The 14,080-nt window shown below is 72.3% G+C and carries 8 protein-coding genes and 1 riboswitch; of the genes, 6 read left to right on the plus strand and 2 right to left on the minus strand.

Annotated features, from left to right (window positions below; genetic code table 11):
* The first annotated feature begins 239 nt into the window (after positions 1–239).
* Positions 240–1,850: a M23 family metallopeptidase gene (locus AB0O01_RS12390; RefSeq protein ID WP_365312712.1), complete on the plus strand. Its 1,611-nt coding sequence runs from the start codon at positions 240–242 to the stop codon at positions 1,848–1,850.
* Between the two features lie 208 nt (positions 1,851–2,058).
* On the opposite strand, the gene pcrA is transcribed toward AB0O01_RS12390, so the two are convergent.
* A complete protein-coding gene (pcrA, locus tag AB0O01_RS12395) occupies positions 2,059–4,569 on the minus strand; it encodes a DNA helicase PcrA (RefSeq protein WP_365312714.1) in 2,511 nt (836 codons plus the stop codon).
* A gap of 271 nt (positions 4,570–4,840) precedes the next feature.
* Positions 4,841–5,014, plus strand: a riboswitch (cyclic di-AMP (ydaO/yuaA leader).
* Between the two features lie 6 nt (positions 5,015–5,020).
* Here pcrA and AB0O01_RS12400 point away from each other — a divergent pair.
* On the plus strand, positions 5,021–6,220 hold the full coding sequence (locus AB0O01_RS12400) for an NlpC/P60 family protein (protein WP_365312715.1): 1,200 nt from the start codon (positions 5,021–5,023) through the stop codon (positions 6,218–6,220).
* Between the two features lie 396 nt (positions 6,221–6,616).
* Entirely contained in the window at positions 6,617–7,657 is a 1,041-nt protein-coding gene (locus AB0O01_RS12405; RefSeq protein ID WP_365312716.1) for a hypothetical protein, read from the plus strand.
* 50 nt (positions 7,658–7,707) lie between these two features.
* On the opposite strand, the gene AB0O01_RS12410 is transcribed toward AB0O01_RS12405, so the two are convergent.
* Positions 7,708–8,061, minus strand: coding sequence for a hypothetical protein (locus AB0O01_RS12410; protein ID WP_365312718.1), 354 nt, complete (start codon positions 8,059–8,061; stop codon positions 7,708–7,710).
* A 321-nt stretch (positions 8,062–8,382) separates the two neighbouring features.
* On the opposite strand from AB0O01_RS12410, the gene AB0O01_RS12415 reads away from it, so the two are divergent.
* The 3 genes from AB0O01_RS12415 (at position 8,383) to AB0O01_RS12425 (ending at position 14,074) form a co-directional block, all read left to right on the plus strand.
* Complete coding sequence (locus AB0O01_RS12415; RefSeq protein ID WP_365312719.1) at positions 8,383–9,420, plus strand: NlpC/P60 family protein; 1,038 nt, start codon at positions 8,383–8,385, stop codon at positions 9,418–9,420.
* A 107-nt stretch (positions 9,421–9,527) separates the two neighbouring features.
* Entirely contained in the window at positions 9,528–11,243 is a 1,716-nt protein-coding gene (locus AB0O01_RS12420; protein ID WP_365312720.1) for a DUF4062 domain-containing protein, read from the plus strand.
* Positions 11,240–14,074 carry an AAA family ATPase gene (locus AB0O01_RS12425; protein ID WP_365312722.1) on the plus strand — a complete coding sequence of 945 codons (2,835 nt, stop codon included), beginning with the start codon at positions 11,240–11,242 and terminating at the stop codon, positions 14,072–14,074. Before AB0O01_RS12420 ends, AB0O01_RS12425 begins: the two co-directional genes overlap by 4 nt.
* The last annotated feature ends 6 nt before the right edge of the window (positions 14,075–14,080 follow it).

Consider the following 14,080-nt stretch of genomic DNA (forward strand, 5'->3'; position numbering starts at 1 on the left):
TGACCCCACAGCGACGGCCGGACCCCCGCACAGCCCAGGGACAGCGCCTTCAAAGGGCCGTTTTATCGAACAAGTCTCGAACACAAAGCCAAACTCCGGTGCCCGGACCGCCGAAACACGGCCGAATGCCCGTTTCCGGTGAGCGGGAAACCTGAGGAAGATTGTCGAGCCCGCATACCGCCGGGTACAGTCGCCGCACTGCTCTGCCAGCCCCTGTTGTCGAGGCGAAAGAGAAGTTGGTGAACGACCGTCACCCGTCGGGGACTTTGACCACCCCGGCCCCGGCTTCCGACGCCGCCTCCGGGCCCTATCCGGCGTACGGCACACAGGAAGCCCCGTACGGTGACTTCACCACAGCCACCGGGCATTCCGCGAACGGTTTTGACCCGGGAGTCCATCAGGGCGCCCACGCCTTCGCCACCGACCCCCTCTTCGGCGACCTGCCCGGCGGCGACCCGCACAGCGCCACCGCCACCGGCACCTATGACGCCACCCAGTGGTCGACCGGCGGCCAGCAGATCCTGAACCAGGACCCGTACGCGGCCCAGCACCTGGCCGCCTACGACTCCGGCAGCTACGACACCACCGCCTGGACCGACGGCTACCAGCCGCTGTCCGCCGTCCCCCCGCAGCCGGGGCCGGCCGACGGCAGCGGTCAGTGGGACGCCACCGCCTGGCTCCCGCCCGAGCAGTCCAGCGCCCCCACCGACGCCACCCAGCACTGGGAGTGGGGCACCCAGGCGTTCGACACCGGCGCCTATGACGCCACCCAGTGGAACTCCGGCGCCCCGGACCCCGACTACCCGCAGCAGCAGCCGCCTCAGCCGCAGGACACCGGCGACTACGGCACCCCGGACGAGGGTTACGGCGCCCAGGACGACGGCTACGGCACCCCCGCCGCCGAGTACGGGCAAGGCGAATCGTTCCACGAACAGGCGACGGCGACCTTCGAGCAGGTCGCCCACGACTCCGGCACCGACCCGCACGACCGGTCCCGCGACACCGACGACGACGGCCTGTCCGCCACCGGCGAGCTGCCCGCCGTAGTACTCCTGGACGATCAGGAGGAGTCCGCCCCGGCCCCCGGTTCCCGGGCCGCCGCGCGCGGCGGCTCCCGCTCCCGGCGCCGCGCCCCCGCCAAGCGCTCCGCGCTGATGACCGTCGCGATCCCCTCGGCCTGTGTGATGGGCGTCGCCGGTATCGCCGCCGCCTCCGTCGGTTCCCTGACCGGCGACTCCAAGGAGACCTCGACCACCGCGGCCGACGCGCAGCCGGTGAAGCCGTCCACCGCCAACAACCAGCTCGACACCCAGTTGGCCAGCCTCAGCGCGGAGGCCGACGACTTCGCCGACCGGGCCAGCCGGACGCAGGAGCGCATCGACCTCAAGGCCGAGCAGGAGGCCGAGCGCAAGCGGGCGGCGGAGGAGGCGGCCCGCAAGGAGCGGCTCCGCCCGAAGTTCGCCCTCCCGGTCGCGCAGGGCGGACTCAGCGCCTACTACGGCCAGTCCGGCATCAACTGGATGTCCGTCCACAGCGGTATCGACTTCCCCGTCTCCTACGGCACGCCCGTGATGGCCGCCACCGACGGCACCGTCCGCACGCAGTTCAACTCGGCCTACGGCACGATGGTGATCCTTACCGCGATGGACGGCACCGAGACCTGGTACTGCCATCTGTCGACCTACGCGGTCGCGTCCGGTACGACCGTGAAGGCTGGCGACACCATCGCCTACTCCGGTGACTCCGGGAACTCCACCGGCCCGCATCTGCACTTCGAGGTCCGGCCGGGCGGGGGCGCCGCGATCGACCCGCTGGCCTGGTTCCGCAGCCACGGCCTGGACCCGACCTGACCGGCCTGGCCCGATCTGACCGGCCTGACCCGGCCGGGTCGGCCTGACCTGATCTGACCGACCCGGTCTTCCCGGGCGGCCCCGCCTGCCTGCGGACCGTCGACCGTCCGTCCAGGACGGCACCCCTGGCACCAGTCCCCTAGGACCGTCCCCCCTGGACGGCCCCCATAGGACCTTCTTACCGGACCCCGCCCTACAGGACAGGCCCCTACAGCTTCTCCACCGGCGCGTACCGCAGCAGCAGCCGCTTCGGCTTGGCGTCCCCGAAGTCGATCGTCGCCTCCGCGTTCCCCCCGGTGCCCTTGACCCCGACCACCGTGCCCAGCCCGAACTGGTCATGGGTCACCCGGTCGCCGACGGCCAGGGAGACCGCCGGCTGCTCCGCCGATCTGCGGGTGGCGAAGCCCGAGGCGCCGGACGCGGACGAGCGGGACCGGGTCGAGGACAGGGACGCGGCTACCCCCGACACCGGACCGGCCGGAGCCGCCGTCGCCCCCGTGCGCTTCCAGTCGACATGCGTCGGCGGGATCTCCTCCAGGAAGCGGGAGGGCGGGTTGTACGACGGCTGCCCCCAGGCGCTGCGCATCGCCGAGCGGGTGAGGTAGAGCCGCTCCCGCGCGCGGGTGATGCCGACATAGGCGAGGCGGCGCTCCTCCTCCAGCTCCTTGGTCTGGCCGAGGGCGCGCATGTGGGGGAAGACGCCGTCCTCCATGCCGGTCAGGAACACGACCGGGAACTCCAGGCCCTTGGCGGTGTGCAGGGTCATCAGCGTGATGACCCCGGCGCCGTCCTCCTCGTCCGGGATCTGGTCGGAGTCGGCGACCAGGGCGACCTGCTCCAGGAAGTCGGCGAGCGTGCCGCCCGGGGCCGGGGCCTCGGGCGCTTCCCCGCCCCCGGCGCGCTCCTGCTCGAACTCCAGGGCGACGGCCGCGAGTTCCTGGAGGTTCTCGATCCGGGTCTCGTCCTGCGGGTCGGTGGACGCCTGCAACTCCGCGAGATAGCCCGTGCGTTCGAGGACGGCCTCCAGGACCGTGGCGGGGCCCACGCCGGACTCCACGATCGTCCGGAGGTCCTCCATGAGCGTGTTGAACCGCTTCACGGCGTTGGTGGAGCGGGCGGCCATGCCGTACGCCTCGTCCACCCGCTTCAGGGCCTGCGGGAAGCTGATCCTCTCGCGCTGGGAGAGCGCGTCGATCATGGCCTCCGCGCGGTCGCCGATACCGCGCTTGGGGACGTTGAGGATCCGGCGCAGCGGCACCGAGTCCTCCGGGTTGGCGAGGACCCGCAGATAGGCCAGAACGTCCCGGACCTCCTTGCGCTCGTAGAAGCGGACGCCGCCGACGACCTTGTAGGGCAGGCCGACGCGGATGAAGACCTCTTCGAAGACACGGGACTGGGCGTTCGTCCGGTAGAAGACGGCGACATCGCCCGCCTTGGCGTCGCCCGCGTCCGTGAGACGGTCTATCTCGTCGGCGACGAACTGTGCCTCGTCGTGCTCGGTGTCGGCGACATAGCCGGTGATGCGCGCGCCCGCGCCCGCGTTGGTCCACAGGTTCTTGGGGCGGCGGGACTCATTGCGCTCGATGACCGCGTTGGCGGCGGTGAGGATCGTCTGGGTGGAGCGGTAGTTCTGCTCCAGCAGGATCGTCGTCGCGTCCGGGTAGTCCTCCTCGAACTGGAGGATGTTGCGGATCGTCGCGCCCCGGAAGGCGTAGATCGACTGGTCGGCGTCGCCCACCACGCACAGCTCGGCGGGCGGCAGATCGTCCGGGCCCGGCGGTACGTCGAGGTCCTCGGGGGCGCGCTCCCCGGTGCCGACCAGCTCGCGCACCAGCGCGTACTGGGCGTGGTTGGTGTCCTGGTACTCGTCCACCAGGACGTGCCGGAAGCGGCGGCGGTAGTGCTCGGCGACATCGGGGAACGCGCGGAGCAGGTTCACCGTGGTCATGATCAGGTCGTCGAAGTCGAGGGCGTTGGCCTCGCGCAGCCGGGACTGGTAGAGGGCGTACGCCTGGGCGAGGGTCTTCTCGAAACCGTCGGTGGCCTGCGCGGCGAAGTCCTCCTCGTCGATCAGCTCGTTCTTGAGGTTGCTGATCTTGGCGCTGAAGGACTTGGGCGGGTAGCGCTTGGGGTCGAGGTCCAGATCGCGGCAGACCAGGGCCATCAGCCGCTTGGAGTCGGCCGCGTCGTAGATCGAGAACGACGACGTGAAGCCGAGCTTCTTGGACTCGCGGCGCAGGATCCGCACACAGGCGCTGTGGAACGTCATCACCCACATCGCGTTCGCGCGCGGGCCGACGAGCTGCTCGACGCGCTCCTTCATCTCACCGGCGGCCTTGTTGGTGAAGGTGATCGCGAGGATCTGGCCGGGGTGGACACCGCGCTCGGCGAGGAGATAGGCGATGCGGTGGGTGAGCACCCGGGTCTTGCCGGAGCCCGCACCGGCCACGATGAGCAGCGGGGTGCCCGCGTGGGCGACCGCCGCGCGCTGGTTCTCGTTGAGCCCCTCCAGGAGCGCGGCCGGGTCGAGGGCGGGGCGGGGGGCGCCGTCCCGGTAGTACGCGTCCCGGTCCGGGGGCGCGTCGAACTTCCCGCCGAACAGATCGTCCGGAACCGGCTCCGGCGCGTGCTCGTCCTCGGGGGGAGGCGGGGGCTCCTCCTCGTGCCCGCGGGGGCTTCGGAGGTCCGCCAGGAAGCTGTCGTCAAAGAGGCTGCTCATCGCTCTCCGAGTCTAGGCCGCCCCACTGACAACCCGGGGCCGTCCCGCTCCTTTCCCGCTCCTCGCCCCTCCTCCCGCCCGGTGACGCAGGGTGGCGGATCTTGAGCGGGGCGCGGTGGGAGGGGGTGCGGGGCGGACCGCGAGGGCCGCCGGACGGAAAGGTCACGAAAATGTATCGGGCATAACGCCCACCAACCTTCACAGGCGCCACACCAGTTGGCTACGGTTCCGGGCAGGCCGAACGACCCCCACCGGCGAACGTCGCCGGGCCGTCCGGCCTCCGTCGAGTCCGGCGAGCCCCCTGGGCGGCCGGAGCCGGGGACCCACCGACACCTGGGGTGAATCGGTCCCGACTTCCGTCCCGGGAGCGGACCGTAGGGCAACCCTTCCGAAGCACCCGCCCGAACCCGACAGCTAACCCGGTAGGCGGCCCATGGAAGGAGTCGCCTCCTTGGCGTCGCACCGCAAGTCCCACCCCACGGGCACGCGCCTGGCCGGAATACGCACCCCCGTCCTCGCCACCGCCGCCCTGACCTCCGTAGCCCTGCTCTCGCAGACGGCCACCGCCGCGCCCGCGGACGACAAGCCGAGTCTGGAGGAGGTCGAGAAGAAGGTCGACGACCTCTACCGTCAGGCCGAATCGGCGACGGAGAAGTACAACGCCGCGAAAGAGAAGACCGGCAAGCAGCGCAAGCTGCTCGACACCCTGATGGACGATGTCGCGCAGCGCACCCAGAAGCTGAACGACGCGCGCGAGGAGCTGGGTTCCTACGCCGCGGCCCAGTACCGCACCGGGGCCGCCGCCCCCAGCACCGCGAGCCTGCTGCTGGCCGACTCGCCGCAGGACTACTTCGACCAGACCCAGTTGATGGGCCGGCTCACCGAGCGCCAGAAGACCGCGGTCGACGACTACTTCGCCCAGCAGTCCGAGACCATGGAGAAGCGCCAGGACGCCGGCGAGAGCCTGGAGACGCTGGCCGACGCCCAGGACGACCTCCGGACGGCCAAGGCCACGGTCCAGCAGAAGCTGGCGGACGCGCGCGAGCTGCTCTCCGAGCTGACCGCCGAGGAGAAGGCCCGGCTCGCCGAGATCGAGCGGGAGAAGCGGGCGGAGGCCGAGCGCGAGGCCGAGGAACTGGCACGCCAGCAGCGGGCCGAGGAGGAGGAACGCCGCCGGGAGGCCGCCGCGGCGGCGGAGCGGCAGAACGAGGAGCAGAGCGGCTCCTCCGGCACCCCGGGCTCGGACTCCGGCTCGACCGGCTCAGGCTCCCCCGCCACGGACCCGTCCTACGCCACCAAGGCCGAGAAGGCGATCGGGTTCGCCCGCGCCCAGATCGGCAAACCGTACGTCTGGGGCGCCACCGGCCCCGGCTCCTACGACTGCTCCGGCCTCACCCAGGCCGCCTGGAAGGCCGCCGGCGTCACCCTCCCCCGGGTCACCTACGACCAGGTCAACGCCGGAACCACGGTCACCGTCTCCGCCGCCCAACCCGGTGACCTGGTCTTCTTCTACGACGACGTCACCCATGTCGGCCTCTACATCGGCAACGGCATGATGATCCACGCCCCGAAGCCGGGGGCGTATGTCCGCGAGGAGTCGATCTTCTACGACGGTGAGTCGTCCATCCACAGCGTGGTGCGGCCCGCCTGAGGGGCTTGAGCGGGATCGGGTTGGCCGGGATGGGGTCGGCCGGGATCGGGCTTGACCGGGGTCGGGTCGGGGTCGAGCTTGAGGGGGGCGGGTCGGCTCGGGGTCGGACCTGGGCCGGGTCGGGGGGCGTGAGGTAGTGAACCGGCCCTGGGGGCGGTCGAGCGCCGGGGGCGCGTGTCGCAGGGTGCACGCCCCCTTGTGGGGCCCATAGGAGGCCGTTACTGCGAGGGCTGGGCGGGCCCGTTACTGCGAGGGCGGGACGGGCGGGCACTCATCGGCCGCGGATGGCTGCCGAGCACGTCCGCCCCCTATCCGGCTAGTACCGATTTACCCCTTTCCGTCCGCCCCCGTGCGCGCCCCCGTCGTCCCGGGCGGCGCGCTCCTTACGATCGCCCCATGTCCGGCACCGGCACCCCTTCCCTCCGCGCCTGGTGGGCGCAGCGCCCACCGGCGACCGGGGCCGCCGTGCTGGCGACCGGCACCATGTCGATCGGCCTGCGCCTGGCCGGATACGACGTCCTGTCCGGGATCCTGCTGGCGGTGACCGGGATCGCCTGGCTGGCCCTGGTCGCGGACTTCGCGGCACGGCTCCTGGGCGGCCGTCCCTACGCTGCCCGGCTCCTGGGCGACCGTCAGAGCAGCCCGCGGGAGGCCGGTACGCCCGCCGAGCCTGTCGCGTCCGCCGCACCCGCCGCGCTCACCGCCGTCGCCGCGACCACCGTCCTCGGCACCCGGCTGGCCGCGCAGAACTGGCAGCCCCTCGCCGAAGCCCTGCTGGCCGCCGCCGCGCTGCTGTGGCCGGTGGTGCTCGTGATCGGCGTGACGCACTGGCGGGCGCGGATGCCGGGCGCGGTGTTCCTGGGCTGTGTCGCCACCGAGGGGCTCGCGGTGCTCGGCGGGACCCTGGCGAAGGCGGAGGGGGCGGCCTGGCTCGGACACGCCGCGATGGTGCTGTTCTGGCTGGGACTGGTCCTCTGCGCCTTCGCGCTGACGCGGTTCGACTTCCGGCAGATCCGGGACGGGGCCGGTGACCACTGGCTGGCGGCCGGCGCGCTCGCCCTCTCGGCGCTGGCGGGCTCCGGGCTGATCGCCGCCGACAGCCCGGCGCTGTATCTCTGGAACGCCGACGACCGCGGGGTGCTGCGGAACGTCACCGGGGCACTGCTCACGCTCGGCCTGGCCCTGTACGCCATCCTGCTGGCGGCGGAGGCGGCCCGCCCCCGGCCGGGCCACGACGTACGGCGCTGGGCCACCGTCTTCTCCATGGGCGTGACGGCGACAGCGATGCTGTCGGTCGGGACCGCGATGGATGTCTCCTGGCTGCGGACCCCGGCCGAGGTGCTGCTCTGGGTCGCGGTGGCGGCCTGGCTGGTGGTGGCGGGGGTGGCGGTGGAGGGCGCGTGGCGTGCGCCGCGCGCCCCCGAGGGGAGCCCCTGACACGGGGTTCGGGGTTGCCGCGCCCCTGACGCAGCCCTCGGCGTCGCCCTCTACGTCCAGAGCACCGCGATGAAGATGTTCGCCGTGGTCAGCAGCCCCACCAGGCCGAACAGCCCCTTGTCCACCTTCTCGTCGTCGCGCTTGACATAGACCAGCCCGAGGATGACCACCAGCAGCGCCAGCTTCACACCGATCTTGATGTTGTCGACGGTCTGGTCGTCGGCCTGGTTGAGGCCGACCAGGACGACGCCGGTGACCAGCATGGTCAGCGCGCCGTGCAGCATGGCGGGGACGAATCGCGCGGTGCCCTGCCCCATCGCCTTCATCTGGGTGAGGAAGCCACCGAGCAGCGAGGCGATGCCGATGATGTGCAGTCCGACGAAGAGGTGGATGAGTACGTCCATGGGGCCGGAGCCTAACCAGCGCCCCCGGCCCCGCACCGCACCGGGCACCTCCCGCCCGCCCCGGCACCCCCGCGTACACTGCCGTCCCCCTCCCGCACCACCGAACCCCCACCTCGGTCATCCACGCACCCGAAGACGACCCGGCACCGACGCGATCCGCCACCGCGGCCGGTCACACCCGCTCCACTCCCGCCATTTCCGTACATTCCGTTACCGAGCTGTCACACCGCGGCCTAGCGTCCTCCCCCAGGCGACCGGCTTCCCCTCGGCGCCCCGGGCCGGACGACGGTACGAGACGGTACGAAAGGACGTGCAGTCCACGTGGCAGCGCACCGCAAGCCCCGACAGCTCCCGGCCGGTGGCGGCAAGGCCCGCAGAGCGGCCACGCTCGCCCTCGCCGGCGCGGCGACCGCGACCGCGTTCGACGGGACCGGCCATGCCGCGCCCGAGCTGACCGCGGCGCAGGTCAAGGCCAAGGTGGACCGGCTCTACCAGGAGGCGGAGGCCGCCACCGAGCAGTACAACGGCGCCAAGGAGAAGGCCGAGGCCGCGCGGGAGCGGCTGGGGCTGCTCCAGGACGAGGCGGCCCGCAAGGAGGAGCGGCTCAACACCGAGCGGGCGGCGCTCGGGACCGTGGCCGCCGCCCAGTACCGCAGCGGTGGCCTCGACCCGGCCCTCCAACTCGCCCTGTCCGAGGACCCGGACGGCTATCTGGACGGGGCCGCGTTCGCCGAGCGGGCCGGTGACCGGCAGTCCGCCGCGGTCACCAGGGTCCGCAGGCATCTGGGCGAGATCGAGCGGCTGCGCGGTGCCGCCCGGGTCGAACTGGCCTCGCTCACCGCCCGCCAGGCCGAACTGAAGCGCCACCGCACCACCGTCACCGGCAAGCTGGACACCGCCCGCCGGCTGCTGGCGCGGCTCACCGCAGAGGAACGGGCGCGCGTCACCGACTCCGCGGCCGGTGGCACCACGTCCGGCGACCACACCGCCGGCACCGCCGCCGCCCCCAACACCCGCGCCGCCGCGGCCGTCTCGTACGCCCGCCAGAAACTCGGCAGCCCGTACGTCTGGGGTGCCACCGGGCCGGACGCCTTCGACTGCTCGGGCCTCATCCAGGCCGCCTACCGCTCCGCCGGGGTCGCCCTGCCCCGGACCACCTATGCCCAGATCGACGCCGGGCGCCGCATCTCCCGTTCCGAGCTGCGCCCCGGTGACCTGGTCTTCTTCTACTCCGGTATCAGCCATGTCGGCCTCTACATCGGCGACGGCCGAATGATCCACGCCCCCAACCCGTCCGCCCCGGTCCGGGTGGCGCCGATCGACCAGATGCCGTTCGCGGGGGCGACCCGGGTCGTGTAGGGCCCGACGGTCGGACCGTCCCGGCGACGGGTCCCGGCCGACCGCGCCCCAACTCCCCGCCGTCGCCTGTACCTTGTTCTGACCCCGTAAGGAGCGAGGTACGCAGGGTGAGGGTCTATCTGTCGTCGACGGTGGCGGATCTCCAGGACTGCCGGACGGCCGTGCTGACCGCGTTGCGGCGGCTGCCGCTCCAGGTGATCGCCATGGAGGACTACGCCGCCTTCGACAACCGCCCGCTGGAGAAATGCCTCACCGACGTGGCGAGCTGCGACCTCTACATCGGGATCTTCGCCTTCCGCTACGGCTTCGTACCGGAGCCCGGCCCGCTGAATCCGGAGGGGCGGTCGATCACCGAACTGGAGTACCGCACGGCCGGCGCGGCCGGTGCGAAGCGGCTGATCTTCCTGGTCAAGGACGGCGCCACCTGGCCCACCCGGCACATCGACGCCCTCAACGGCCCCGGCGACCACCCCGGCGACAGCATCAAGCGGCTGCGCACCGAACTGATGAAGGAACACGGCGTCGGCTGGTTCAGCGAACCGCACGAACTGGCCGCCGAGGTCGTACCCGCCGTCGCCTCCCTCCTCCCGTTGCCGCCCGCCGGCACCGCCCCGGCCCGGCAGGTCGCCGAACCCCCGCACCCGCGCAGGCTGACCGGCGATCTCCATCTGCTGCACGCCCCCAGGGACCAGGACACCGCCGACCGGCTCACCGAGGCACTCCGCGGACTGTGGCGCATCACCGCCTCCAGCACCCATCTGCTGGCCGCCACCCCGCAGGAACTGCTGGACGTGGACCGCGCGGTGACCGCCGTCCGCGCCGTCGCCCTGCTGCGTTCCCCCGCCCTCACCACCATCCTCGGCGAGAACCCCGCACGCTCCCGCCGCGTCCTGGACCTGGCCCGCGACCGCACCTCCGCTCCCCTCCTCGGCCTCACCGCACCCGGCTACGAACCCTGGACCCCGCCCGACCCCGACCCCTGGGGCATCACCGGACAGATATCCGACGCCCCTGACCAGCCCCCGCAGAACGCGCTGCACGCGGCGCTCTCCCGCACCGTCCTGCCCCACCGCCACGACCAAGAGATCGGCCTCCCGGTGGTGGTCGTCGCCATGACCGACACCGAGGCCGCCGACCTGCTCGCCACTCCCGAGGGCCCGGTCGCGGACATCCTGCGCGGCCTCACCCGCCCCGACGGCTCCCCGGTGACCGGCCAGTACGGTTCCACCCGCGCCGACTGGAGACCCTTCGGCGGCGACGGCCGCACCGTCCGGCAGATCCTGGAGGCCGCCGTGAGCGGGGTCAACGACCCCGATCTGCTGCTGCGCGGCCGGAAGATCCGGCTCCAGTACTACGCCTTCGACGATCTGCTCCGCTACGACCCCGCCCACTCCCTCCTCTTCCGGGACATCGCCCGCAACGGCTGTCTGGTCGTCGCCGATGAACTCTCCCTTCTCGCCCCCGCCCTGGAGGCCGCGTTCGTCGCCTCCCCGCTCTACCGGGGCGCCCAGGTCTCGCTGATCACCGTCGCCCCGGACGATCCCGCCGCGGGCACCCCGCACGAGGTCATCCGCCGGGAACTCGCGCTCCGGCTGGCCCACACCGACCAGCGCTTCGGCGGCGCCCTCGACCCGCTCTGCGAGATGAACGTCGCCAGCCGCCGCCACCTCGACCGCTGGCTGCGCAGCAGCCTGCCGCAGACCCTGGACGCCCACCGCGCCGCCCGCCCCAGCGCCGCCAAGGCCCTGCTGCTGGAAACCGAACTGGGCACCCGGCCCACCGTCTCGATGGCCCGGCTCATCACCGAAGGCGGAGCGGCGTGATCGTCACCTTCTACTCCTACAAGGGCGGCGTCGGCCGCTCCATGGCCCTCGCCAACATCGCCGACCAGCTCGCGCGGAGCGGAATGCGCGTCCTGATGGTCGATTTCGATCTGGAGGCGCCCGGCCTCGAACACTTCTTCCCGATCGACCAGGACCGTGTCCGCGACCGCGAGGGCCTCCTCGACCTGCTGCTCGCCTACAAGTACGCGATGTCCATGGCGTCCTCGGAGCCGGTGGACGGGACGGACGGCGAGGAGGACGCCTTCCGCGACCTCGACCGCTATCTGTCCACCGTCTATCCGCCCCGCTCCGACGGCGGCCGGCTCGATCTCCTCGCGGCGGGCCGACGCCTGACCGACGACCAGATCAACCGCTACGGCGCCGAACTGCGCCGCTTCGACTGGCAGGACTTCTATTTCGTCTGGTCCGGCGAACTCTTCTTCGAATGGTTCCGCCGCACCTGCGCCGAGCGCTATGACATCGTCCTGGTCGACAGCCGCACCGGCGTCACCGAACTCGGCGGCGTCTGCGCCTACCAACTCGCCGACACCGTCGTCACCCTGTGCGCGCCCAACCTCCAGAACCTCGACGGCACCGCCTGGATGGTCCGTCACTTCCTCTCCCCCCAGGTCCGCCGGGTACGCGGCGACCGCCCCCTGGAGGTCCTGGTCGTCCCCGCCCGCGTCGACCAGCAGGACACCGCCCTTCTCGACTCCTTCGCCGCCCGCTTCCATCACGCCTTCGACGCGTACACCCCCGACCCCCTCCCCGCCGCCGGCCTGCGCTTCTGGGACCTCCAGATCCCCTACGAACCGGCCTACGCCTTCGACGAGCAGGTCATCACCGACCCGAGCCGCGCCGCCGAACGCCGCGGCCTGGCCCGCGCCTACGCCAGCCTGCGCAGCGCCATCACCCTGCTCGCCCCCGGCACCAGCCCGCTCGCGGAACTCCGCCCGCCACCGGCGGACCACCGCCCGGCCTCGCCGAGCGAGCCGACGGAGACCCGCTACGACCCCACCACCCGCTTCTCGACGCCGGATGTGCTGATCTCGTACCGCGCGGCCGACCGGGAGGCGGCCGACCGGCTGCGCGGCCTGCTGACGCACCGGGGCGGCCTCCATGTCGTCGAGCACTTCCCCGGCCGGTCCCGGTCCCGGGACGAAGGCGTACGGGCCCGACTCTGCCTGGTCCTCGTCGGCGCGTCGAAACGGCTCGGCCTCTGGCAACTGCGGGAAATCGAGGCCCTCGCCGTCCGGGGCGACGCGGCGATCCTGCCGGTTCTGCTGCCCGGCGCCACCCGGCCTCCGGACGAGTTGGCGGACCACCAGGCCCTCGACCTCCGCATGGGCTGGAACGACCCACTGCTGGTGGACACCGTCCGGGCGGCGCTCCGGGACGAGGGGGGTGACCGCCGGACGCCGTCCGAGGAGATCCGCACCCCGTACCCGGGACGCGCCGCCTTCTCCACCGCCGACGCCGATCTGTTCTTCGGCCGGGAACCCGTGCTGGACCGGGTGCTCGCCACCCTGCGCGAGTTCCGTATGTGCACGATCGTCGGCGACTCGGGCAGCGGGAAGACCAGCCTGGTGAACGCGGGCGTGATCCCCGCGCTCCGCGCGGGCGGCCTGTCCGGCAGCCATCTCTGGCCGGTCCTGATCCAGGCGTCCATGGCGGACGCCCAGGACCTGCCCGACCGGCTCCGCGCCCTGAGCCGGGAGCAGGGACAGCCCGTCGTCGCCGTCATGGACCACTTCGAGGATCTGTTCCTCTCGGTACCGCCCGATCAACGCCACGTCCTCCTCTCCTCCCTCCGGTCCCTGACCGAGGACTCGTCGATTCTTCCGATCGCCGTGGTCCGCTCGGACTCTCTCGCCGATGTACGGCGCGACGCTCACTCCTTCGCCGTGTGCACCGTCGAGGTGCCGCCCCTCACCGAGGAGGAGCTGTGGCAGGCGGTGGAACTGCCCGCCCGCGCCCGCGGCCTCCAACTCGAACCCGGCCTCACCGACCGGCTGCTGAAGGACATCGGCGAGGGCGCCGGCCCGCTCCCGCTGCTCCAGACGGCCCTGGACCGGCTGTGGCTGCACCGGGAGGACGGCTACCTCACCCACCAGGCGTACGCGGGCGGCATCGGCGCGAGCCTCACCGACACGGCCGAGGAACTGTTCCAGCGCCTCTCCGCCGAGGACAGCGACCGCGCCCGCGCCCTTCTGCTGCAACTGGTCGCCCTCGACACCGACGGCCGCCCCCTGGCACCCGCCGTCCCCAAGTCCATCGCCGACGAACTGGACGCCGCCGACCTCTGCGACAAACTGATCCGGCGACGGCTGCTCGTCAGCCTCGCCCAGGACGACGAGCGGCCCTGCCTCCGGCTCGCCCACCCCGCCCTGATGACCGACTGGCCCCGGCTGGCCACCTGGATCGCGCAGTCCTCCGAGGCTCTCCGCCTACGGCCCCGCCTCTGGGCCGCGGCCCGCGCGTGGGAGGCCGACCCGGACGATCGCCGGGGAGTGCTGAACGAGCGGAGCCTGTCCGCCGTCCGGACGGCCCTGGAGCCCGCGCCGTTCCCGCTGTCGGCGGCGGAGACCGCCTACCTGGCGGAGTCGAGGGCCGAGGCCAAGAGGCGCCGCACGGGCTGGCGGATCGCCGTCTTCAGCCTCGCCTTCGCCATGATCAGCGGCTGCGTACTGATCGTCTTCGCCTTCTGGGGCAACGCGAGTCCGGTCAATATGGGGACGGTCGGCACGACCGCGCTCGCCAACCTCCTGTCCGCCCTGACCCTGATCCGCTCTCTGCGCGACGAACGCCGCACCCTGATCCCCGACCCCTGACCCGCC

It is taken from the genome of Streptomyces sp. NPDC093252 (assembly GCF_040683675.1).
Lineage (GTDB): Bacteria > Actinomycetota > Actinomycetes > Streptomycetales > Streptomycetaceae > Streptomyces.

What these genes read in the sequence shown, in the direction of transcription:
- pcrA (WP_365312714.1), bottom strand. Translation starts at nt 4,569, where the DNA reads ATGAGCAGCCTCTTTGACGACAGCTTCCTGGCGGACCTCCGAAGCCCC.
- AB0O01_RS12405 (WP_365312716.1), top strand. Translation starts at nt 6,617, where the DNA reads ATGTCCGGCACCGGCACCCCTTCCCTCCGCGCCTGGTGGGCGCAGCGC.
- AB0O01_RS12410 (WP_365312718.1), bottom strand. Translation starts at nt 8,061, where the DNA reads ATGGACGTACTCATCCACCTCTTCGTCGGACTGCACATCATCGGCATC.